Raw genomic sequence first — 21,544 nt, 5'->3', positions numbered from 1 at the left:
AAGAGACCCCTTTGCATGGCGCATGTGACTTTTCCCCTGACTTCCCTGTCCGACCTTGACGCGCTGACCCGCGATTTGCCTCAGGTTGATGCCGTCGCTCAAGACGCCGCGCGCGACCGGCAGAATGCGCTGACCAAACCGCCCGGATCACTGGGCCGGCTGGAGGAACTGGCGGTGTTCATGGCGGGGTGGCAGCAACAGGCGGTGCCGCAGATCGACATGGCGCAGGCCCTCGTCTTTGCCGGTAACCACGGGATCTGCGCGCAGGGGGTGAACCCTTTCCCGCAAGAGGTGACAGCCCAGATGGTGCAGAACTTCAAGGCGGGGGGCGCTGCGATCAACCAGCTGTGCCGCACCAACGACGCGCAGCTGTCGGTGATTGATCTGGACCTTGACCGCCCCACGGCCGATTTCACGCAAGGCCCCGCGATGAGCGAGGCGGACTGTGTCGCGGCTCTTAACGCAGGGGCGGCGGCGCTGCATCCGGCGGCCAGTGTCTTGATCCTGGGCGAAATGGGGATTGGTAATTCGACGGTCGCGGCAGCGCTGACGGCGGCGGTCTTTGGTGGGGCTGTGCAAGATTGGGTCGGGCGCGGCACCGGTTCGGACGACGAAGGTCTGCGCCGCAAGGTCGACGCCATCACCCGCGGACTTGCCCGCCACGCCGCTACCCCGCAGGATGGGGCGTCTATCCTGATGACCTTGGGCGGGCGCGAGCAGGCGGCGATCTGCGGCGCGGTGCTGGCCGCACGGCAACGGCGTATTCCGGTGATCCTTGACGGGTTCATCTGCACCGCCTCTGTCGCACCGCTTTTCGCGCTGGCCCCTGCGGCGCTGGACCATTGTCTGATCGGGCACCTGAGCGTCGAGCCCGGGCATAAACGTCTGCTGGATGCGATCGGCAAGACGGCCGTGCTTGATTTCGACATGCGGTTGGGCGAAGGATCGGGCGCCGCGCTGGCGCTTGGTATCCTGCGCTCGGCGCTGGCGTGCCACAGCGGCATGGCGACCTTTGCCGAAGCCGGCGTGGCGGACGGCTGATGCTGCGCGCCCGGGTGGCAGAGGCGCGGCTGGCGATGCTGCTGCTGACCCGTATCCCCGTGGGATATCTGCGCGATCCGATCCCGGCGACAGGAGCCTCGGCCTGGGGCTGGCCTTTGGCGGGGGCGGTCGCGATGCTGCCTGCCGGTCTGATCTACTGGGTGCTGCACGCGGCGGGCTTTGGCCCGACGGTTGCGTCCCTTGGTCTGATCTTTGCCACGACACTGCTGACCGGCGCGATGCACGAAGACGGGCTGGCCGATATGGCCGACGGGTTCGGCGGCGGGCAGACCCGCGCGCGCAAGCTCGAGATTATGCGCGACAGCCGCATTGGCAGCTACGGGGTGATGGCCCTGATCCTGACGGTGGCGCTGCAGGTGGCGCTGATCGCACGGCTGGATCATCCTGCACTGGTCGTGCCTGCCGCGCTTGGTCTGTCGATGGCCAGCCGCGCGATGCTGCCGTTCTGGCTGGCGCGGATGCCTGCCGCGCGGGCCGACGGGCTGGGGCACGGCGCGGCGCAGGTGCCGGCGACTTGCGTCTATATCGCGGTCGCCTTTGGCTTGATTGGGCTGCTGCCCTTGGGCTTTGGCGCGGCGGCGGTGATCTTTGCGGGGGTCGTCGTGGCCACCGCGCTGGTGGCCGCGCTGGCGCTGCGGCAAATCGGCGGGCAGACCGGCGACGTGATCGGCGCGATGCAGAAACTGGCCGAACTGGCGGGCTGGGGCGTCACCGTCTATCTCTTTGCCTGACGCGTCCGAGCCGCGTGCCCCCTTTGACGGGCCGCAAATCCGATGTAGCAAGGCCCCATGTCGAAAAAGACCCTGAACACCGCAAATCTTGCCGCCCTCGGGGCGGAGCGGCTGGCCGAACTGTTGATCGAGGTCAGCACCGGCAGTGCCGATATGAAACGTCGTCTGCGGCTTGAGTTGAGCCACAACCTAGGCCCTGCTGAACTCGCGCGTGATGTGCGCAAGCGGCTGGTCACAATCCGGCGGGCCAAAAGCTATGTCGGGTGGCGCAAGCGGACGGCGCTGATCAAAGACCTGCGCACCCAATCCGCGATGATCATCGACAATATCGCCCCAGACGCCCCCGCCGACGCCTTCGACCTGCTGTGGGAGTTTCTAGCGCTTGCCCCTTCGGTCATGGATCGGGTGGACGACAGCAAGGGGGACGTGGGGGCCGTCTTTGCCGATGCGCTTGCTGAGATCAGCCAGATTGCCGCCCGCGCCCCGCTGGACCCGATCGCGCTGGCGGAACGCACGTGGGAGGCGGTGCAGGGGAATACGGATGGCGCTTTTGACGGGATTATCACGCGCATGGCCCCGTCCTTGGGCGACAGCGGGCTCGCACATCTGAAGGAGCTGATCCAGATATTCGAGGCCGCGCCGCTGGACGCGACAGAGGATCACCCCGCCTTGCAATTCCTGCGCGAGCTGCGCGGGCGCAATGCGAACTACGCCGCACAACGCAAAAAACGCTTTGTCCAGATGCATCTGCGCGAGGTGGCCTTGGCGCAGGGGGATACGGAGACCTACATCTCGCTGTTCTCTCCCACCGATCTGGCGCGGCCCACCGTCGCGGTCGAGGTGGCGGCGCTCTGGTCGGCCGCTGGCAATCACGATGCCGCGCTTGATGTTCTTGAGGGTGCGCGCCCCAAGGGGAAAGAGGCGGGGCGGCAGGCATGGGACGCGGCCTATATCCACGCGCTGATCGCATCGGGGCGCGAGGACGAGGCGCAAGCCCACCGCTGGCGCTGTTTTACCGAAACGCTCGACCCCGAGATGCTGCGGGCGCACCTCAAACAGCTACCGGATTTCGATGATCTTGAGGTAGAGGAGGCCGCCAAGGCCCATGCGGCCACGTTCAAGGATCTCAACGCGGCGATCGCCTTTTTCCTCGCGTGGCCCGACCTGCGCGGGCTTGCAGCGATGATTGAAGCACGCGCCGAGACGTTGAACGGCACCCATGTCGCCCCTCTCTCTGATGCCGCCGATGCGCTGCGGGCGCGCCATCCTCTGGCGGCAGCGCTGTGTTGGCGCGCCATGATCGAAGCCGCGCTGTGGGAAAGCGCCAAGTCGCGCTACGCGCAGGCGGCAGATCACCTGATGGATTGCGCCGCCGCGGATATCGAGATCGAGGATTACGGAGTTTTCGAAGGCCACGACGCCTTTGTCCGGCGCCTGCGCAAACGCTATGCCCATAAGGCGGGGTTCTGGACGCGGGTCACCTGATCTGCGCGTGCTGGGTCTTTTCTTGCGGCGACGCGGGAACCAACAGGCACGCCGCGCGTATGGATGCATGAGTATTTTCAAACGCGCCGCCTTCGCCCCCATTGCCGCCCTTGGCTTTTCCCTTCCTCTTGCAGCTACCGCTGATGTGGTGGGCAATGTCGATGTGGACTGGCTGGGCAATGACATCGTGGTAGAGGCGGTCCAAGACCCCGAGGTCAAGGGCGTTACCTGCCATCTGGCCTATTTTGAACGCGGTCTGATCGACCGGCTGCAAAAGGGCAATTGGTTCGAGGACCCATCGAATTCCTCCATCTCTTGCCGCCAGACCGGCCCGATCGAGATTGGGGACATCTCGCGCGATGACGAGGGCGAGACGGTGTTCAGCGAACGCCGGTCCGTGATCTTCAAGACGCTGAAGGTCAAACGGATTTTCGACGAGGAAAACAACACCTTGGTCTATATCAGCCACGCGCGCGATGTGCAGAACGGATCTGCCAAAATGTCGATGTCGACCGTGCCGCTCTACGTGCCGACCAAATAGGCAAAGCTTTGCCAAGGCGTATCATCCGCTTTGCCCGCCCCCGTGCTTCGGCTATTCTATGCCGAAGTCATAACAAACAAGGGCGCGGGCAGTATGAGCATTTCTCGAAGAAGTTTCACCGTCGGATTGGCAGCATTGGGCCTTGCGGCCTGTAGCACCGGCAACAGGGCAGGCAGCTTTGCGCCGCGCAGCGATGCGGGGCTGGCACCGGACCTGCAACCCCAACCGAACGCGGGCTATGACGCGTGGGTTTCGGCGTTCAAGTCACGCGCTGCGGCGCAGGGCATTTCCGACAGCACGCTGCGTCGCGGCTTTGCGGGGGCGGGCTATCTGCCGGGGGTCGTCAAACGGGACCGAAACCAGACGGAATTCAGCCGCTCGCTTGAAGATTACCTTGCCATTGCGGCATCGGACGAGCGTGTCACCAAGGGGCGCGCGGCATTCGCGCGCCACCAAGGCGTGTTGCGCCAGATAGAGGCGCGCTACGGCGTGCCTGCCGAAGTCGTCACCGCCGTGTGGGGGCTGGAAAGCTTTTACGGGGAACGGCGCGGGAAGGTGCCGGTCGTGTCGGCGACATCGACGCTGGCCTATGACGGGCGCCGCGGGGCCTTTTTCGAGAAACAACTAATCGCGGCACTGCGTATCCTTGAGCGCGGCGATGTCTCGGCTGCCGGTCTGACCGGAAGCTGGGCCGGTGCCATGGGCCACACGCAGTTCATCCCCACATCCTATCAATCCTTCGCGGTAGATTTCACCGGCGACGGCAAACGCGACATCTGGTCTGACGACCCGTCGGATTCACTTGCTTCCACCGCCGCCTATCTGGCGAAGTCGGGCTGGAAGTCCGGCCAGAAATGGGGCGCAGAGATGGGCACCGCGGCGGCAAGCTCTGCTACGCCGGTGCAGATCCTCCAGCCCGATGCAGGCGGGCCGCGCTTTGCGATCTTTAACAACTTCAAGGCGATCAAGCGCTACAACAACTCGGACAATTACGCGATTGGCGTCGGGCATCTATCGGATCGTATCGCAGGGGGCGGGCCTATTCAGGCCAGCTTTGGCCCGGATAAATACGGGCTGACCATTGACGACCGCAAGGCGTTGCAAGAACGGCTGACCGCCCGCGGTTTTGACACAGACGGCACCGATGGTGTGATCGGCCCGAACAGCCGCAAGGCGATCACCGCCTATCAGCAAAGCCAGGGGCTGCCCGCAACCGGCGACCCGTCGCGCGCGCTGCTGGCGCGGTTGGGCTGATAGCGCGATGAAACGATGATCCGCCCGCTTAGCTCGGGCGGATCAGATCGGCGATTTCGGACAGTTTGCTGGCCAGCGGGCTGGTCTTGCGCCAGATCATCCCCACACGGCGCGTCGGTTCGGGCGCGGGGAAGGCGTTGACCGCCACCTGCGCCGACCGCGTTTCCACGGCGACGGCCATCTCGGGGATCAGCGTCACGCCGATGCCCGCGCCGACCATCTGCACCAGCGTGGACAGGGAGCTCGCATCCAGCCCCTCGCGCGCGGTTTCCGACTGCATATCGCAAAACGACAGGGCCTGATCGCGAAAGCAATGCCCTTCCTCAAGCAGCAGTAACTTCATCTCGTTCAGATGTGCGCTGCTGGGGATCGGCTTGCCGCGATCAGCCTCGGGGCGCACCAGCATGAATTTCTCGTCAAACAGGGTGACTTCGGTGAGCGAGGGTTCTGACACGGGCAGGGCGACGATGGCAGTGTCGATGCGCCCCTCCGTCAGCTCGGTGATCAGTCGCGGGGTCATGGTTTCGCGCACGTGGATATCCAGCGCGGGGTTCATCCGGGTCAGCTTGGTGATGATCGAGGGCAGTAGATAGGGGCCGATGGTGGGGATGATGCCGATTCTCAGCCGGCCCATCAGCCCGTCCTTGGAGGCGCGCGCCATATCCTGAAGCTCGTCCACCCCCTGCAGGATCGCCCGCGCGCGCGGCGCGAAATCGACGCCAAAGCTGGTCAACGTGATATTCCGCCCGCCGCGATCAAAGAGAGGCGTTTGCAAGTTCTGCTCCAACTCCTTGATTTGCACGGATAAGGCGGGCTGCGAGATCGCGCAGGCCTCGGCGGCGTGGCCAAAGTGACGGTGATGGGCAACGGCCTCAAAGTAGCGAAGCTGTTTCAGGGTGATGTTGGTCATAGTTTATTTTTATCAAACTGATAGGAAATGCCAACTTAAACTAATCAATAACTGCTGTTAGAATAATTCCAGAAAGACGGGGCAGACCGTATCGCGCCCCCGACATCCATCCCCCGTGACGCGGTGCAAAACCGCGCACCAGACAGATAACATCGGAGACCACCATGGACGGAAATGACGTCGAAAACATCAGCAAATGCCCGGTCGTCGGCAGCCACGGCCGCAACTCAAAGCGCGGTGCGCGGTCGTTGAACGAATGGTGGCCGAACCAGCTGAACCTCAAGCTGCTGCACCAGAACACCATCGATTCGAACCCGCTTGGGCCAGACTTTGACTATGCCGAAGAGTTCAAGAAGCTCGACGTTGACGCGGTCAAGGCTGACCTGCATGCGCTGATGACGGATTCACAAGACTGGTGGCCCGCGGACTACGGTCACTATGGCCCGTTCTTCATCCGTATGGCATGGCACGCGGCAGGCACCTACCGGACGGCGGATGGCCGTGGCGGGTCCAGCACGGGCACGCAGCGTTTCGCGCCGCTCAACAGCTGGCCCGATAACGCCAACCTCGACAAGGCGCGCCGCCTGCTGTGGCCGATCAAGCAGAAATACGGCAACCAGATTTCCTGGGGTGACCTGATCATCCTGTGCGGCAATATCGCGCTGGAATCGATGGGGCTGAAAACATTCGGCTTCGCCGGTGGCCGCGTGGACCGTTGGGAACCCGAAGAGGATGTCTATTGGGGCCCCGAAGACGAATGGCTGGGCAACAAACGCTATAGCCAGGAACGCGCGTTGGAAGACCCGCTGGCCGCTGTGCAGATGGGCCTGATCTATGTGAACCCCGAAGGGCCGGACGGCAAACCCGATCTGCAAGGCTCTGCCAATGACATCCGCGACACCTTTGGCCGGATGGCGATGAACGACTATGAAACCGTCGCGCTGATCGCGGGTGGTCACACCTTTGGTAAGGCGCATGGTGCCGTGGGCGGCGAGAATGCCGGCCCCGATCCCGAAGCCTCGCCGTTGGAAGCACAGGGCTTCGGCTGGACCAACAAGCACGAGACCGGCCACGGCATCCACGCCCTGACCAGCGGGCTTGAAGGCGCATGGTCGCAAACTCCGACAAGCTGGGACATGACTTACTTCGACAACCTGCTGGGGCTCGAGTGGGAAATGACCAAAAGCCCTGCCGGTGCCGTGCAGTGGACCCCAAAGAACGGCGACGCCGCAGGCACCGTGCCGGATGCGCATGACCCGTCCAAGCGTCACGCGCCTATCATGTTCACCTCTGACCTCGCGCTGCGCGAAGACCCCGAGTATTTTAAAATCTCGACGCGTTTTCACGAGAATCCCGAGGAATTTGCCGACGCATTTGCCCGTGCATGGTTCAAGCTGACCCACCGCGACATGGGACCGATTGCCCGCTATCTGGGCAAGGACGTCCCCAGCGAAGAGCTGATCTGGCAGGACCCGATCCCCGCCGTGACGCATACGCTGGTCGATGACGCAGATGTGGCATCGCTGAAAGCCAAAGTGCTGGAGTCGGGGCTGAGCGTTCAGGAACTGGTGGCCACTGCTTGGGGCTCTGCCGCGACCTTCCGCGGGTCCGACAAGCGCGGCGGTGCAAATGGCGCGCGCATCCGTCTGGCACCGCAGAAAGACTGGCCGGTGAACGAACCCGATCAGTTGGCCAAAGTGCTTGGCGTGCTGGAAACGATCCGCGCAGACTTCAACAACGCGCAGTCGGGGGACAAAGAAATCTCTGTCGCTGACCTGATCGTGCTGGCCGGTGCCGCCGGGATCGAGAAAGCCGCCAAGGACGCAGGCCACGACGTGACCGTGCCCTTCGCACCGGGTCGCGGCGATGCCTCGCTTGAACAGACCGAGGTTGACTCCGTCGCCTATCTTGAACCCGTCACCGACGGCTTCCGCAACTTTGCCAAGACCCGTTATTCGGTCACCACGGCAGAGCTGCTGGTCGACCGCGCCCAGCTTCTGACGCTGACCGCGCCAGAGATGACGGTTCTGGTCGGGGGGATGCGTGCACTGGACGTGAACGTGGGTCGCGCCAAACACGGCGTGTTCACCGATGCGCCCGGCACGCTGAACAACGACTTCTTTACCACATTGCTGGATATGGGCACCGTGTGGTCGAAGGCGGAAGAGACCGCGACGGACGACATCTATGAAGGCCGCGACCGCGCCACGGGTGAGCTGAAGCACACCGGGACCGCTGTTGATCTGCTTTTCGGGTCGAACTCGCAGCTGCGCGCGATTTCAGAGGTCTATGCAGGGGATGTCGCGAAAGACAAATTCGTGACCGACTTCATCGCCGCCTGGACCAAGGTGATGAACCTTGACCGTTTTGACCTCGCCTAAGGGTAGGTAACGAGTGCCAAGGGCGCGGCCGGTATCCGGTCGCGCCCTTTTTTGTGTCGTGGTGTCAGATGAAACAGGGCTTAGCTGCCCGCGTGGCGCAGCAGATGGGCCTGTGCCTGCTCTGCCGTGGGCGGGGTGCTGCTGCCCAGCAACAGCAGATGCCAGTAGAATTGCACCTCTGCCGGGTCGGTCATCAATGCGGCAAACCTGTCATGGTGCCACTGCACCGCCTGCGCGTGCGCGTCGGCCACACCGGGCAGGGCGCGCAGGCGGGTGACCTCTGCCATTGTGGCGTCCAGCATCGGGTCAATCATCGTGTCAGTCACGGTGTTGAAATTACGCTCCGCCCAGTAATGCAGATCCAGCCGCTTTGTCGTCCGGTTGGGCAGGCCGCGCCCGCGTTTGACCATAAACTCGCCCGCCGAACGCAGGGAATAGTGGTTCAGCCGCGCCCGCGCTTGGGTCTGCATCACGCCGAACAGGTTGATCCGGTTATCATTTTCGGCAAAGCCCCCGGGGGCGGCCTGAACACCGCCCAGGTTCCACTGCGGGCTGACACCGCGCTTTTTCTTGGGCCGATGCACGCCGAGCTTCTGAAAGGCAGCGGGCCGGTGCAGGGTCTTGAAGAAGCTTCCCGCAGGCAGAAAGAACGGATCAGGGGCCGCATGGCGAAACCGCAGCGGGGTGAGCATATCTTGCAACGCCTCTTGCCCGTCCGCACCGAAAAACCGCCAGGGCAGGGCAATCGCGTCGGTATCCGCGGGGACCGACGCGATCAGATCGGGCAGCCCACGCATCGGTGCTGCGAGGGTTAGAAACTCGTCCGCGTCAAAAAACAGCGCCCAATCGGCTTGTTTCATCAGGTCATGGCGGTCAGCCAGACGCATGGCCTGCCATTGCACCGATGTGTCGCCCTCTGGGGTGAAGGGCACATGGGTCACATCATCCAGCAGGTCCAGCAGGGCCGGCGTGCCATCGGTGCAATCATGGGTAAAGATCAGAAAATCCGTCACCCCCGCCGCGCGGTGATGCGCGATCCATTCAAGGCAATAGGGCCCTTCGTTGCGCATGCAGGTTACGGCAAGGATACGTGTCACGGGCGGGCGGTCCCTTGGGTCAGGATATCAAAGGTTGTGCAAATGACTCTCATGCGGGTCAGGGCAAGTCAATCTTTGCCACAGGCGATGCCGCGTCGGCTTAGGATTGTTTACAAGCCGGGGTCGGCTAAGCTATCGTTCTGCCAATGTATTTGAAACCACCACGGTGCATTTCAGCCCCGCGTTTCGCGCCACCAGAGAGGCCCCTTATATCATGAACACCCGTCGCCCTGTCGCCTCCCTTTGGATTGGCGAAAAGCTTCACTATCTGAACCAGCTTTGCCTCAAGTCCCATGTCGTTGCGGGTCATAAAACGATCCTGTATTGCGCCGATAAAGTGGACAACGCCCCCGAAGGGGTCGAGGTTCGCCCCGCGTCCGAGATCATGGATATTGACCGCGAGCTGGTCGCCGCGACCAGCGCCTCTTTCCTGTCGAACGTGTTCCGCTACAAGATGATCCAGAAGACCGGCGCGATCTGGATCGACTGTGACGCTTTCTGCCACCAGCCTTTCCCCGAGGATCAGGAATATATCTTTGGCCGCCACGGCATGTCTGGCGCTCTCAACTGTGGTGTCGTGGGGTTGCCGCAGGAATGCGAGTTGATGGATCAACTGCTGGATTACTACGATAACCTGCCGGACTATCCCGCATGGTGGAACAAGAACCAGCGCAAGAAATACGACCGGCAAGACCCCAAACTGAGCCACGCGCACCGCATCTATAATGCCGAGCGTACGGCCTTTGGCCCGCAGGCGTTTACCTATTTCGCCAAGCAGACCGGCCAGTATGAAAAAGCCAGCGAACGCGAGGTGCTGTATCCGGTGCCGTTCCAGTTGAACGACATCTTCTATGACCCGCATGGCCGCGTCGAAGGGCATTTCACCGACAAAACCCTGTCTGTGCACCTTTATACCAATGGCACGAAACCGTGGTGGGAAAAGAACGAACCTCTGCCCGGCTCCTATGCCGCGCGGATGTGCGAGAAGATCGGCATCGACCCGTCCAAAGCACTGCGCTAAGCCGCGTTACAAAGGGCCTTTGCCATCAATCTGAAACCGCACACCAGCCGGCACGGCAAGCTACTGGCCATCTCTATGATGAAGGACGAGGCACCATTCCTGCTGGAGTGGTATGCCCATCATCTTGCCGTGGGGTTCACAAAGATACTCGTTTACACAAACGATTGTTCCGATGGCACCGATGACATGCTGATCCGGCTTGAAGAACTGGGTCTGGGCTACCACCGGCGCAACGACATCCCCGAAGGGGTGAAGCCGCAGCCATCGGCGATGAAATACGCGCAGGCCGAACCCAAAGTCGCCGCGGCCGACTGGATCTTGATGTTCGATGCCGATGAATTCCTCTGCATCAACTATGGTGACGGCACGCTGGACCCGATGCTGGACGCGGCGGGGGATGCCAACGGCATCGTGATCACTTGGCGCATCTTCGGCTCTGGCAATGTGGTCGACTGGTCCCGCGATCCGGTGACCGAACAATACCTCTATGCGGCCCCGCCCACGTGGAACAAGGGCTGGGGCGTCAAGACGCTGTTCAAGTTTGACCCTGACAAATGGAAAATCGGAATCCATCGCCCGTCAATTAAGAATAAGCATCTGGAGACCGGCTTTCCCGACACTGTGAAATGGCTCAACGGATCCGGCCAGCCGATGGAGGATTACTTCAAGTTTCGCGGCTGGCGGTCGATCCGGCGCACCGTGGGCTATCAATGGGCGCAGATGAACCACTATGCGGTCAAATCGGTCGACAGCTATGCGATCCGCAAGTTTCGCGGCAATGTGAACAACAAGAAAGACAAGTATAACGCCGACTATTGGTCGCTGCAGGACCGAAACGAGGTCTATGATGACAAGATCCTTCGCTATACCGAACGGCGCAAGCAGATCATGGACGAGCTGCTGACTGATCCGGTTCTGTCGCGTCTCCATAATGCCGCCATCGAAAAGGTCGAGGCACGGCTTGAAGAATACCGCGCGACCGACGCCTATGCAGAGCTGAAGCAATCGCTGCTTGAGGCATCCGAGGTGCCGATCACGCAGATCGTGGCCAAGCCGCCCAAGGCCCGCGACCCCGAAGAGATCGCCAAGCTGATGTCTCAGGTCGAGAAAAACGTCGCCGACCGCCCCGCCGAGGAACGCCGTAGCGTGCCGGAAGCCGCATTCGCGGATGTCGCAGAGGGCGGCGACGGGTTCGTTCCGGGCGACATTGACGTATCAGTTCAAACGGCGGTGGATTGGGTGCCCAACCACGACATCGCCCTGCCTGCGGATGTGCGTATCTTTGCGCAAAGCACGCTCGAGCTTGTAATGCGCGGCAAATACCAAAGACGTATGGCGCGCATGACCGGGCGCATGGTCGAAGCTGGCCAAAAGGTGCTCGACCTTGGCGCGGGGATCGGTTTTCTGTCGATCCATGCCACGCAAACGGTGTCAGGTGCGACGGTCCTCGCGCAGGAGGATAACAGCTCGCGGTTGGCGATCATGCGCGACGTGTTGGACCATAACGCGCTTGAACTGGGCGACCGTTTGTCCATGATCAACGCGCCGGTGATTTGCGACGACGATGCCGAAACCCTTGCGCGGGTGAACCAGATGATCGCGGACCATCAGCCGGATGTTCTGCGCATCAGCTACGAGGAACTGGGCGGCGGATTGCTTAGCCGGGTGACGCTTGGCCCTGTGACGCGTGTCGTGTTGTTCGGGCCTGCCGTGGCCGCGTTCCACGCACAACGGAGCAAGGTCAAAGACCCGAGCCTGTCGCCCGACCAAGACCAAAGCATGCCCGAGTTTGTTATCATCGAGCCAAAGCAGGCTGCCCATGCGACCTGAGACGGCTTTCCCGAAGGGGATGGCGGCTGCGATGCTTTTGCCGCCTCGGGGATGGTGACATAAACGATGCTGAAGGGGGCGCGAAACGGCGCCCGACCCGCCAATAGGAACGTATCAAATGCCAGACCACGCCCCCAGTAAACGCGGTGTCCTTCTTCGGGCAAAGAACGGCGATGTGATCGGCTTTGACGAAACGGGCCTGCGCCTGAACCTCTCGGACAGCGTCATCGCGGATATCCACCGTCGCCTGCCTGCCGGGGGGCAGGTGCTGCCCGTCGATGCGGCTGTGTTGGGCGATGTCGATGCGTGGAACCTTCGAGAGCAGGGGGAATGGTATGTGTTTGACGCGAACCTGCCCGGTGCCCAAGGCACGCGGCAATTCCGGCGCAAGATCACCGCTGCCCCGGACGCCAGCGCGCCTGACATTATCGCCGACACGTCGGGCGCGGTCTTTGGTGTTCTGGCCATCGGGGGCACGCGGCGGGCGGTGACTGCGGATGAAACACTGTCCTTCCCCTACCACGTGGTGACCACGGGTGATGACCTGGGGCCCGCTGGGGCTGCGGGGACAGAAACGCTGGCACCCACTGACCTGATGCAGCGCCTGACCGAACAGACCCGCGACAGCCTGATCGCCGACGAAATTCTGCGTCGCAGGCACGCGGAGCACCGGGCCCTGCCACTGCTTTATGCGCGCACCGAAACCGACAGCAGCGCCAGCATCACCGCGTTGATCGACGGGGCCGCCCTTACCAGCTTTCATCAGACTGTCGCCAACCTTTGTGCCGCCGCGCGCGCATTGGGTAAACCGGCCAAGGTCCTGTCTGTGGGGCTTGATTTCACGCTCGAAGATGTTCTGAGCACCGGACCTGAATGGTGCGCCGCCATGCACGCGCTGATGCGCCGTATCACGGATATCTTCGCCGACCACGGCTTGCGCAAGCCGCTGTTTACGGCTGTCTTTGATGCAGGGACGCGGGATGTATCGGACTCGGACGTGCTGCGCGCGCAGTGGGATTTGGCATGGAACAAGGGCGGGCACGATCACGTCTACGCGGCACCGGGCTATATGTTCGCGCTGGATGAATTTGGCCGGCCCACAGATATCGCGCGGCTGCAAATGGCCGAGATGGAAGCCTGCGCGATCGAGGCGCGCAACAGCGACCAGCCGTGGAACTGCCCCGTTCTTCTGCTGGCAGAGCGTGAGCTCGACAACCCCAGCGTGATCCGTTGCCGCGGGGAGGGGATGGGCCCCTTTGTGCTGGATGCCGCCGACCCGCTGAATGCCGGTGGTGCCTGTGGTTTCCGCCTTGAAGGGGACAGTGCCGGTGCCACGATTACCAGCGTGCAGGTTGATGCCAAAGACCGTAACGATCTGCTGATCACCTGTGACAAGCCTCCGACGGGGGAGGGGCTGACGCTGTGTTACGCCATCGGGGCCGCACCCAGCGACGACGGGATGCCCGCCAATCGAGGGGCGCTGCGCGACGGGTTCTGCTATGCCAGCCGAACCGGAGAGATGTTACACCGTTGGGCGCTGCCTGCCGCGCTGCCGGTGCACTGATGCAAGATATCACGCCCCTTTATGTCGATATCGACCTGCCCGAAGGTGCCTTGTTGCGCGATGACGCAGCGCAGGCCAGCGTCGTGGACGCCTGTCACCCCAATGATGCGCAGGCGGTCTGGTACCATGCCCATGCCCCCGCCATGACCTTCAATGCGCAAAAGGCGATTACCCAATGGGCCGCCGAGAACGGACTTGGCCCGCGCGCGCGCCCTGTCGATCCGAATGACGACAATGGCACGTTGCTGGAGGGCGGCGGGGTGGCATTCACGCGCGGGGTGAACTGCGGCTTTGTCGTTGATGCGGCACTGGTCGAGCAGGACTGCTTCTGCCTTGCCATCCGCGTCACTTCGCCCGACGCAGAGGCGCGTAGCCTCCTGACGGTGAACCCCGACGCCAGCGACAACTACCTGTTTCTCAGCGAAAGCGAGGGCCGGCTGATCTGGCGGGATGATGCGGGTATGGTCGAGGTCTCTATCCCCGCACCGGGTAAGGACTATTGGGTGCTGGCAGGTTTTGACCAAGGGCAGTTGCACCTGACCGCCGCACCGGTCGGGGATGTGTTTCCAATCCCGCAGAAGAGCACCCGACCAAGCGCTGAACTGGCGGCGGCGTTGAACGGTGTGGCTGATCTGTTCATCGGCTGCCGGTCCCACCGCAAGGGGATCCTCAAGACCCTGGGCACATCGGTGGTGCATGACGTGCTGATCTGGCTTGATCATGCTGCCAGCACGCCCGCCGCCCTTGAACAGGTCGCGCGCACTTGCCGCTATGCCGAAGCGCCCCGAAACACAGGGGAACGCCCATGAGCTTTACCAGAACCGACACCGCTGGTGGCAATATCTGTGTCATCTGGATCGATGACATGATCGATATTTTCACGTGGCGAACGGCCTTCGGGCTGCAGATCAGCACGCCCAATATCGACCGCTTCATGTCCGAGGGGACGCGGTTTTCCAACGCCTATGCCACCGTGCCGCTGTGTGCGCCGTGCCGGGCGGAACTGGCGACGGGCTTGTCACCGTTTCGCACGGGTCTGGTCGATCTCAACCGGTTTTGGCGCGATATCTTGCCGCCAACGGCGGGCTGGCAATATGATTTGCGCCGCAACGGGTTTCGCACGTTCACAACGGGCAAGGTCGACAGCAACTACAAACCCATGCCCCATGAGTATGCGCGCATCCTCTTTCACGAACAGCCTGAGGCAAAGGATGCGGGGCGGCGATCCAAGGTCAAGAAATACCTCGACAAGGGGCCGGGGATCGCGGGCGTCAACCATCCCGATGACGATGGCAGCCAGGATGACCGCTTCTACGACAATAGGGTGGCGCAGAACGCGATCGACTATCTGGATCGGGCCGACCCTGCGCGGCGGCACCTGATCCAGCTGGGCTTCAAGCACCCGCATTACAACCTGCAATGCCCCGACCGCTTCTATCAGCAGTATGATCCCGACCAGATTGTCTGGCCCAAGTCAGCCGCGCCGGAAGATTACTTTGGCCCGCAGGAGGGCATGGCCGTCTACGAGGCCGCCTATATCGCCAACGGTCCCTGGACCCCGGAGAAGGCGGGCGATCATGCGTGGCGACAGGTTGTACGCGCCTATTTCGCGGCCATCAGCCATGTGGATGCGGAAATCGGCCGCTTCATGGACGCCTTGCGCGGTTCGGAGTTGGCGCAAAATACCACCGTCCTGTTGCTGTCAGACAATGGGTTCAACCTTGGCACCCACGACAGTTTCCACAAGATGAGCCAGTGGGACAGCGCCGCCCATGTGCCGCTGGGGATCTGGCACGCAGGCATGACGCAGGGCCGCGTGGTCGAGATGCCCGTATCGCTGCACAATGTGCCCAAGACGATCATGGACCTGGCGGGGCTGCCATACCGCCCCGACTGGACGTCGGGCCAAAGTCTGCTGCCGCTGATCGATGACAGTTTCGGATCGTATGACGACAGCAAATCTCCGGTGACGAGCGTTTTCGGCACGCTCTCCGTGCGCGCCGCCGATCCCGATCTGAGCCAATACCGCTACTTCCGCTACCCCAACGGCGAAGAGCATATCTATGATCTGGTCGCCGACCCCGGCGAGACGACGAATATCGTGGAAACGGCCCCTCTCGACGCGTTGCGCCGGACGATGGTGGATAATGCGCTGGACCTCGGGCTTGACCTGCGCGGGTTCGAGAACCCGCAGCGCGGGGTCAATGCGATGATGGCGCTGGACGGCTCTGTGGTGCTGGCGGGGGGCACGGCGGATAATGATTATTGGGCCTATGGGGCCAATGCCGAAAAGATTTCGGAAGATGAAGACGGCGGCAATGATACGTTGTGGTATATGGCGGGGCCAGATGACTATGTGCTGCACATGCCCGCCTATATCGAGAATATCCGCATCGCCACTGTCGTCGCCCGGGAAGAGCAAGACCCATCGAAGGGCAAGCCCATTGCGGTTGTGGCGCATCCCGATACCCCGATGAACTTCGAAACCTCCGAAAGGGTCGCGGTGAACGTCGAAGGAAGCCGCGGGGCCGATGTGATGATCGGTGCAAAATACGCGGGCGCGACCTTCTATGGCGGTGCCGGCGACGATATGTTGATCGCCAAATCAGGGCGCGGCAAGGATGTGCACCTGTTCTACGGCGGCGCGGGCAATGACACGCTGATCGGCGGCAATGGGCGCGACATCCTCGACGGGGGCGCGGGCAACGACGTGATCCGTGGCGGGGCAGGGCGCAGCAAGATCTACGGCGGGCCGGGCAATGATGATATTTCCGATGGCGAAGGCGGGTCCGAAATCCACACTGGCCCCGGCCGTAACCGCGTGCAATCCGCAGGCGGGGATGATACGATCTATATCGGCAGCGGGCACAACACGATTGAACCCGGCAAAGGGCGTGCGACCTTCCACGTGGCTTATGGCGGCGTGACGACACTTACCGGATGGGAGGACGACTATACGCTCGACCTATCCGACTGGCCGGCCGCCCCGACCATCACAATCGACGAAGGCCGTGGTGCGGAACTGAGGCTCGGCGTCGCCGTCGTGCGGATCAACGCCGCCGTCAGCGCCAGTCAATTACAGTCGCAAATCCAGCAAAGCCGATGAAAGCGCTGTCGCCCGCCGAAAGCCCGGGGCGACAGCGGATGTCTTAGGCGTTGCGCAGCCCCAGAATCTCGCGCGCCTGCTGCCAGGTCGCCACGGGGCGTTCGTATTTCTCGCATAGATCCGCGGCGCGTTTGATCAGCGCCGCGTTGGATGGGGCGAGCGTGTTACGGTCCAGACGCACATTGTCTTCCAGGCCGGCCCGCGTGTGACCGCCCGCCGCAATCGCCCATTCGTTCACGACGATCTGGTTCGGCCCGATCCCTGCGGCACACCACGCGGCCTCGGGCGCGCGGGCCTTCAACTGCGCGACGTAGAAGTCAAAAACCTCTTTATCCGCGGGCATGGCGTTTTTCACCCCCATGACGAATTGCACATAAAGCCGCCCGAACAGCTTGCCGTCCTTGTGATGCTGGATCGCCTGTAGGATGTGGCTCAGATCAAAGGCTTCGATCTCGGGCACAACCTCATGGGCGCGCATTTCGGACGCCAGCCAATCCACCAGATCCGGCGGGTTCTCGTAGACGCGTGTCGGAAAGTTGTTCGACCCCACCGACAGCGAGGCCATATCGGGCCGCAGTGACAGCATGCCGCCGCGCGCCTTGCCCGCACCTGACCGCCCGCCGGTCGAGAACTGGATGATCATCCCGGGGCAGTGTTTCTCCAGCCCCTCTTTCAACCGCGCGAATTTCTCTGGGTCAGAGGAGGGCGTCTCGTCGTCATTGCGCACATGGGCGTGGCAGATGCTCGCCCCGGCTTCAAAGGCTGCGTGCGTGCTTTCAATCTGCTCGGTGATCGTGACGGGCACGGCGGGATTGGCGGCTTTGGTCGGTACGCTGCCGGTGATGGCAACGCAAAGAATGCATGGATCAGACATCTAGGAACACTGTTTCTTTCTCGCCCTGAAGGTAAATATCAAACCGATAGACGCCATCGGTTTCTCTCTCCGCGATCAGGGTCGCTACGCGGTTTTGATGTTCAATACGGGTCAGCAACGGGTCGGCGCTGTTATCGGCATCGGGGAAATACATACGTGTATTCAAGCCGATATTGATCCCGCGCGCGACGATCAACAAGCTGATATGCGGGGCCATCATACGCCCGTCGGGAAAGGGCACGGCGCCGGGGCGGATGGTGTCGAACTGCCATTCGCCGGTGTCATAATCGCTCGCCTTGCGCCCCCATCCGGTAAAGTTCGGATCGGCGGCCCCACGGGGGTCATTGCCCGGATAGAGCCCCGCCGCATCGGCCTGCCAGATCTCGACCAGCGCGTCTTTCAGCGGCGTGCCGGTGCCATCATAGATCGTGCCCTTCACCGTGATCCGTTCGCCTTTGGTCTCGGCATTGACCATACGCGCGCCCAGATCCTCGGGGTAGACGCCGGTAATGTCGCAAAAATTCGGCACGCAGCCGATATGCACATAGGGCCCTGCGGTCTGCGACGGGCTTTCTTTCAACTGGGTCAGCTCTTGCATCAGTTCCCCTCCATCCGGTTTTCAAACATGGTGGACCGGCGGCCCCTGAGCACGATGTCGAATTTATAGGCCCGCGCATCCATTGGCACGGTATTGTCCATGTCCAACGGCGCGATCAACTGCTCTACCGCGGCGCGCGACGGGATCGTCTGCACGATGGGGCATTTCCAGATCAGCGGATCGCCCTCAAAATACATCTGCGTGATCAAGCGCTGCGCAAAACCCTGCCCGAAAACGGAAAAGTGGATATGCGCAGGGCGCCAGTCATTCACCCCATTGGGCCAGGGGTAGGCACCCGGTTTGACCGTGCGCAGGCTATAGCCGCCGTTCTCATCGGTCACAGTGCGGCCACATCCGCCAAAATTGGGGTCGAGCGGGGCCAGATATCCCTCTTTCTTGTGGCGATAGCGCCCCCCCGCATTGGCTTGCCAGAATTCGAGCAACACACCGGGCACACCGCGCCCGTTCTGGTCGAGCACACGACCATGCACGATGATCCGCTGGCCAATCGCCATTTCGCCCTCGGCGGCGTAGTTGAGGATCAGGTCATTATCCAGCGCCCCCAGCATATTGTGGCCAAAGACCGGGCCGGTCTGCTCGCTCAGCGTGGTATTCATCGAGATCAGCGCCTTTTGCGGCGACCGCACCACCGATGTCTTATAGGCCGGTGCCAGCGCGGGCGGGTGCCAGCTCCGGTCACGGTGAAAGAACGCTCCGTTCTGATCGGTCATTCGGCGGCTTCCATTTCCTGATAGGTCTGTTTGGCGAGTTTAAGCGCATGGTTCGCCTTTGGCACCCCCGCGTAAATGGCAACATGCTGGAACGCCTCGATCACATCGGATTTGCTGGCACCGGTATTGGCGGTGGCACGGATGTGCATCGGGATTTCCTCGAAGTTGCCGGTCGCCGCCAGCAGTGCCAGCGTCAGCATGGATCGTTCGCGGCGGCTGATCTTGTCGCTGGCCCAGACGGTGCCCCAGGCGCTTTCGGTGATCAGACTTTGGAACGGCGCGTCCAGCTCGGTCTTGGCGGCTTCAGCGCGGTCCACATGGGCATCGCCCAAAACGGCGCGGCGGGTGGTCATACCGATCTCGGTTCGGTCGGCCATGTTCTTCTCCTCGGTCACGGTGGGTGTTCATTGTCGCGCCGCCGATTGGACAGGAAAAACACGCGGCGCGCAAACGCATATCCGCCCTTCCAAATGGATGAAAATCCCGGGGGAGGGGCCGCAAAGCGGTGCCGGGGGCAGCGCCCCCTTATGCCTGTCCAGCCTCCCCCTGACCTTGACATTACAGCGCTTTTTCGTCCTTTTGGCCGAAACAGCAAAAGGACGCTTCTTATGATGAAAACACGCGCCGCCGTCGCCGTTGCCGCAGGGCAACCGCTTGAAGTGATGGACGTAAATCTCGAAGGCCCCAAGCGGGGTGAAGTCCTGATCGAAATCAAGGCCACCGGCCTGTGCCACACCGATGAATTCACCCGTTCGGGCGACGACCCCGAAGGAATTTTCCCGGCCATTCTGGGCCACGAGGGCGCAGGCGTCGTGCTTGAGGTCGGCGAGGGCGTCACCACGCTCGAGGTCGGCGATCACGTGATCCCGCTTTACACGCCCGAATGCCGCGAGTGTGAATATTGCCTATCGGGTAAAACCAACCTCTGTCAGGCGATCCGCGTGACCCAAGGTCAGGGGCTGCTGCCCGATGGCACCACGCGGTTCTCGATGATGGATGGCACGCCGATCCACCACTACATGGGCTGTTCGACCTTCGCCAATCACACGGTCATCCCTGAAATCGCTCTTGCCAAGGTCCGCAAGGACGCGCCCTTTGACAAGATCTGCTATATCGGCTGCGGTGTGACCACGGGCATCGGCGCGGTGATCAACACCGCCAAGGTAGAGATCGGCGCGCGCTGCGTGGTCTTTGGTTTGGGCGGCATCGGGCTGAACGTCATTCAGGGCCTGCGCATGGCGGGGGCCGACCAGATTGTCGGCGTCGATCTGAACGACGACAAGGAAGAGACAGGCCGCTACTTCGGCATGACCGACTTTGTGAACCCCACCAAGGTCGAGGGCGATATGGTCGCGCATCTGGTCGAGCTGACCAAAGGCGGCGCGGATTACACCTTTGATGCCACAGGCAATACCAAGGTCATGCGGCAGGCGCTTGAAGCCGCGCATAAGGGCTGGGGGGAGTCGATCATTATCGGTGTTGCACCGGCGGGGGCCGAAATCTCGACCCGTCCGTTCCAGCTGGTCACGGGCCGCGTCTGGAAAGGCACGGCATTCGGCGGGGCCAAGGGCCGCACCGATGTGCCCAAGATCGTGGATTGGTACATGAACGGCAAGATCGAGATCGACCCGATGATCACCCACAAGCTGACGCTGGACCAGATCAACGAAGGGTTCGAATTGATGCACAAGGGTGAATCCATTCGCGCCGTCGTTGAATTCTAAGCGCGAATTCGTAAAACTTGCGACAAACGCCGTCCTCACGGGGGCGGCGTTTTATGTTTTCTGAAACCCCTCGTGACACGATGTTTTGACGTGAGGGCACGAAGGGATGCGGGACAGATTGGGTTTACCACCCCGATTCCGCTGGTATTTATAGAGTGAACGTCGGGAGACAAGGCATGAAACTTACAGTAAATGGCGTGACCCATGATGTGGACGTCGAGGAAGACATGCCCATGCTCTGGGTCTTGCGCGACGTTCTGGGGATCACCGGCCCGAAATACGGCTGCGGGATCGCGCAATGCGGGGCCTGCACCGTGCATATGGACGGGATCGCGGTCCGGTCGTGCCAGTTGGCTGCGGGCGATGTCGAGGGTGAGATTACCACCATCGAAGGATTGGGCTCTCCGGCGGTGCGCCATGCGGTGCAGGAGGCTTGGATCGACCTGCAGGTCGCGCAATGCGGCTACTGCCAATCGGGGCAGATCATGCAGGCGGCCTCTTTTCTCGAGCTGAACCCGACCCCTACGGATGACCAGATTGACGCCGCGATGAGCGGGAACCTCTGTCGATGCGGCACCTATCCCCGTATTCGCGAGGCGGTGAAATCCGCCGCGATCAAGCTGAAGGCGGTGTGA

19 protein-coding genes are annotated in these 21,544 nt (G+C 62.1%); 13 read left to right on the top strand and 6 right to left on the bottom strand.

The features are described 5' to 3' along the window. Positions 1-15 precede the first annotated feature (15 nt). From cobT to IV89_RS12305, 5 genes are all read left to right on the top strand, one after another. Positions 16-1,041: a nicotinate-nucleotide--dimethylbenzimidazole phosphoribosyltransferase gene (gene cobT / locus IV89_RS12325; RefSeq protein WP_037943714.1), complete on the top strand. Its 1,026-nt coding sequence runs from the start codon at positions 16-18 to the stop codon at positions 1,039-1,041. Next, entirely contained in the window at positions 1,041-1,793 is a 753-nt protein-coding gene (locus IV89_RS12320) for an adenosylcobinamide-GDP ribazoletransferase (RefSeq protein WP_037943715.1), read from the top strand. Before cobT ends, IV89_RS12320 begins: the two co-directional genes overlap by 1 nt. Before the next feature lie 57 nt (positions 1,794-1,850). Continuing rightward, positions 1,851-3,278 (top strand): DUF6880 family protein, encoded by a 1,428-nt coding sequence (locus IV89_RS12315; protein WP_037943716.1) that lies wholly within the window; start codon positions 1,851-1,853, stop codon positions 3,276-3,278. A gap of 67 nt (positions 3,279-3,345) precedes the next feature. Continuing rightward, complete coding sequence (locus tag IV89_RS12310; protein WP_037943717.1) at positions 3,346-3,819, top strand: CreA family protein; 474 nt, start codon at positions 3,346-3,348, stop codon at positions 3,817-3,819. A gap of 93 nt (positions 3,820-3,912) precedes the next feature. Beyond that, positions 3,913-5,073 (top strand): lytic murein transglycosylase, encoded by a 1,161-nt coding sequence (locus IV89_RS12305; RefSeq protein WP_037943718.1) that lies wholly within the window; start codon positions 3,913-3,915, stop codon positions 5,071-5,073. Between the two features lie 28 nt (positions 5,074-5,101). On the opposite strand, the gene IV89_RS12300 is transcribed toward IV89_RS12305, so the two are convergent. Further along, entirely contained in the window at positions 5,102-5,983 is an 882-nt protein-coding gene (locus IV89_RS12300; RefSeq protein WP_009826441.1) for a hydrogen peroxide-inducible genes activator, read from the bottom strand. 164 nt (positions 5,984-6,147) lie between these two features. Between IV89_RS12300 and katG the strand changes: the two genes are divergently transcribed. Then, on the top strand, positions 6,148-8,364 hold the full coding sequence (gene katG / locus IV89_RS12295; protein ID WP_037943719.1) for a catalase/peroxidase HPI: 2,217 nt from the start codon (positions 6,148-6,150) through the stop codon (positions 8,362-8,364). 80 nt (positions 8,365-8,444) lie between these two features. Here the strand turns inward: katG and IV89_RS12290 are convergent, their stop codons facing one another. Beyond that, positions 8,445-9,461: a glycosyltransferase family 2 protein gene (locus tag IV89_RS12290; protein WP_235183761.1), complete on the bottom strand. Its 1,017-nt coding sequence runs from the start codon at positions 9,459-9,461 to the stop codon at positions 8,445-8,447. Positions 9,462-9,675: 214 nt separating this feature from the next. Between IV89_RS12290 and IV89_RS12285 the strand changes: the two genes are divergently transcribed. The 5 genes from IV89_RS12285 (at position 9,676) to IV89_RS12265 (ending at position 16,982) form a co-directional block, all read left to right on the top strand. Next, positions 9,676-10,482 carry a hypothetical protein gene (locus IV89_RS12285; protein WP_037943720.1) on the top strand — a complete coding sequence of 269 codons (807 nt, stop codon included), beginning with the start codon at positions 9,676-9,678 and terminating at the stop codon, positions 10,480-10,482. A gap of 75 nt (positions 10,483-10,557) precedes the next feature. Beyond that, the gene (locus tag IV89_RS12280; protein ID WP_037943721.1) at positions 10,558-12,312 is read left to right on the top strand and encodes a glycosyltransferase family 2 protein; all 1,755 of its coding nucleotides are present in this window, start codon (positions 10,558-10,560) and stop codon (positions 12,310-12,312) included. Between the two features lie 118 nt (positions 12,313-12,430). Further along, positions 12,431-13,876, top strand: coding sequence for a hypothetical protein (locus IV89_RS12275; protein ID WP_037943722.1), 1,446 nt, complete (start codon positions 12,431-12,433; stop codon positions 13,874-13,876). After that, positions 13,876-14,685 (top strand): hypothetical protein, encoded by an 810-nt coding sequence (locus tag IV89_RS12270; RefSeq protein WP_235183762.1) that lies wholly within the window; start codon positions 13,876-13,878, stop codon positions 14,683-14,685. Before IV89_RS12275 ends, IV89_RS12270 begins: the two co-directional genes overlap by 1 nt. After that, positions 14,682-16,982: a sulfatase-like hydrolase/transferase gene (locus IV89_RS12265; protein ID WP_037943724.1), complete on the top strand. Its 2,301-nt coding sequence runs from the start codon at positions 14,682-14,684 to the stop codon at positions 16,980-16,982. Before IV89_RS12270 ends, IV89_RS12265 begins: the two co-directional genes overlap by 4 nt. Positions 16,983-17,025: 43 nt before the next feature. Here IV89_RS12265 and IV89_RS12260 read toward each other — a convergent pair whose 3' ends face one another. The 4 genes from IV89_RS12260 to pcaC are packed head-to-tail and all read right to left on the bottom strand — an operon-like array spanning position 17,026 to position 19,562. After that, positions 17,026-17,856, bottom strand: coding sequence for a 3-keto-5-aminohexanoate cleavage protein (locus tag IV89_RS12260; protein WP_037943725.1), 831 nt, complete (start codon positions 17,854-17,856; stop codon positions 17,026-17,028). After that, entirely contained in the window at positions 17,849-18,454 is a 606-nt protein-coding gene (pcaG, locus tag IV89_RS12255; protein WP_037943726.1) for a protocatechuate 3,4-dioxygenase subunit alpha, read from the bottom strand. The genes IV89_RS12260 and pcaG overlap by 8 nt, the downstream gene beginning before the upstream one ends. Continuing rightward, positions 18,454-19,185 carry a protocatechuate 3,4-dioxygenase subunit beta gene (gene pcaH / locus IV89_RS12250; RefSeq protein WP_037943727.1) on the bottom strand — a complete coding sequence of 244 codons (732 nt, stop codon included), beginning with the start codon at positions 19,183-19,185 and terminating at the stop codon, positions 18,454-18,456. The genes pcaG and pcaH overlap by 1 nt, the downstream gene beginning before the upstream one ends. Beyond that, the gene (pcaC, locus tag IV89_RS12245; RefSeq protein WP_037943728.1) at positions 19,182-19,562 is read right to left on the bottom strand and encodes a 4-carboxymuconolactone decarboxylase; all 381 of its coding nucleotides are present in this window, start codon (positions 19,560-19,562) and stop codon (positions 19,182-19,184) included. The genes pcaH and pcaC overlap by 4 nt, the downstream gene beginning before the upstream one ends. 234 nt (positions 19,563-19,796) lie before the next feature. Between pcaC and IV89_RS12240 the strand changes: the two genes are divergently transcribed. Both IV89_RS12240 and IV89_RS12235 read left to right on the top strand, forming a co-directional pair. After that, positions 19,797-20,909: an S-(hydroxymethyl)glutathione dehydrogenase/class III alcohol dehydrogenase gene (locus IV89_RS12240; RefSeq protein WP_005852224.1), complete on the top strand. Its 1,113-nt coding sequence runs from the start codon at positions 19,797-19,799 to the stop codon at positions 20,907-20,909. A 176-nt stretch (positions 20,910-21,085) separates the two neighbouring features. Next, positions 21,086-21,544: a (2Fe-2S)-binding protein gene (locus tag IV89_RS12235; protein WP_005852225.1), complete on the top strand. Its 459-nt coding sequence runs from the start codon at positions 21,086-21,088 to the stop codon at positions 21,542-21,544.

It is taken from the genome of Sulfitobacter sp. CB2047 (genome assembly GCF_000735125.2).
GTDB lineage: Bacteria > Pseudomonadota > Alphaproteobacteria > Rhodobacterales > Rhodobacteraceae > Sulfitobacter > Sulfitobacter pontiacus.
Note: the sequence above shows the minus strand (reverse complement) of the source record. Positions and strands in the feature narration are given on the sequence as shown.

Coding starts and splice junctions, on each gene's coding strand:
- IV89_RS12270 (WP_235183762.1), top strand. CDS start 13,876: ATGCAAGATATCACGCCCCTTTATGTCGATATCGACCTGCCCGAAGGT.
- cobT (WP_037943714.1), top strand. CDS start 16: ATGGCGCATGTGACTTTTCCCCTGACTTCCCTGTCCGACCTTGACGCG.
- katG (WP_037943719.1), top strand. CDS start 6,148: ATGGACGGAAATGACGTCGAAAACATCAGCAAATGCCCGGTCGTCGGC.
- IV89_RS12320 (WP_037943715.1), top strand. CDS start 1,041: ATGCTGCGCGCCCGGGTGGCAGAGGCGCGGCTGGCGATGCTGCTGCTG.
- pcaC (WP_037943728.1), bottom strand. CDS start 19,562: ATGGCCGACCGAACCGAGATCGGTATGACCACCCGCCGCGCCGTTTTG.
- IV89_RS12265 (WP_037943724.1), top strand. CDS start 14,682: ATGAGCTTTACCAGAACCGACACCGCTGGTGGCAATATCTGTGTCATC.
- IV89_RS12260 (WP_037943725.1), bottom strand. CDS start 17,856: ATGTCTGATCCATGCATTCTTTGCGTTGCCATCACCGGCAGCGTACCG.
- IV89_RS12280 (WP_037943721.1), top strand. CDS start 10,558: ATGATGAAGGACGAGGCACCATTCCTGCTGGAGTGGTATGCCCATCAT.
- IV89_RS12300 (WP_009826441.1), bottom strand. CDS start 5,983: ATGACCAACATCACCCTGAAACAGCTTCGCTACTTTGAGGCCGTTGCC.
- IV89_RS12310 (WP_037943717.1), top strand. CDS start 3,346: ATGAGTATTTTCAAACGCGCCGCCTTCGCCCCCATTGCCGCCCTTGGC.
- IV89_RS12305 (WP_037943718.1), top strand. CDS start 3,913: ATGAGCATTTCTCGAAGAAGTTTCACCGTCGGATTGGCAGCATTGGGC.
- IV89_RS12235 (WP_005852225.1), top strand. CDS start 21,086: ATGAAACTTACAGTAAATGGCGTGACCCATGATGTGGACGTCGAGGAA.
- IV89_RS12240 (WP_005852224.1), top strand. CDS start 19,797: ATGAAAACACGCGCCGCCGTCGCCGTTGCCGCAGGGCAACCGCTTGAA.
- IV89_RS12315 (WP_037943716.1), top strand. CDS start 1,851: ATGTCGAAAAAGACCCTGAACACCGCAAATCTTGCCGCCCTCGGGGCG.
- IV89_RS12285 (WP_037943720.1), top strand. CDS start 9,676: ATGAACACCCGTCGCCCTGTCGCCTCCCTTTGGATTGGCGAAAAGCTT.
- pcaH (WP_037943727.1), bottom strand. CDS start 19,185: ATGACCGATCAGAACGGAGCGTTCTTTCACCGTGACCGGAGCTGGCAC.
- pcaG (WP_037943726.1), bottom strand. CDS start 18,454: ATGCAAGAGCTGACCCAGTTGAAAGAAAGCCCGTCGCAGACCGCAGGG.
- IV89_RS12275 (WP_037943722.1), top strand. CDS start 12,431: ATGCCAGACCACGCCCCCAGTAAACGCGGTGTCCTTCTTCGGGCAAAG.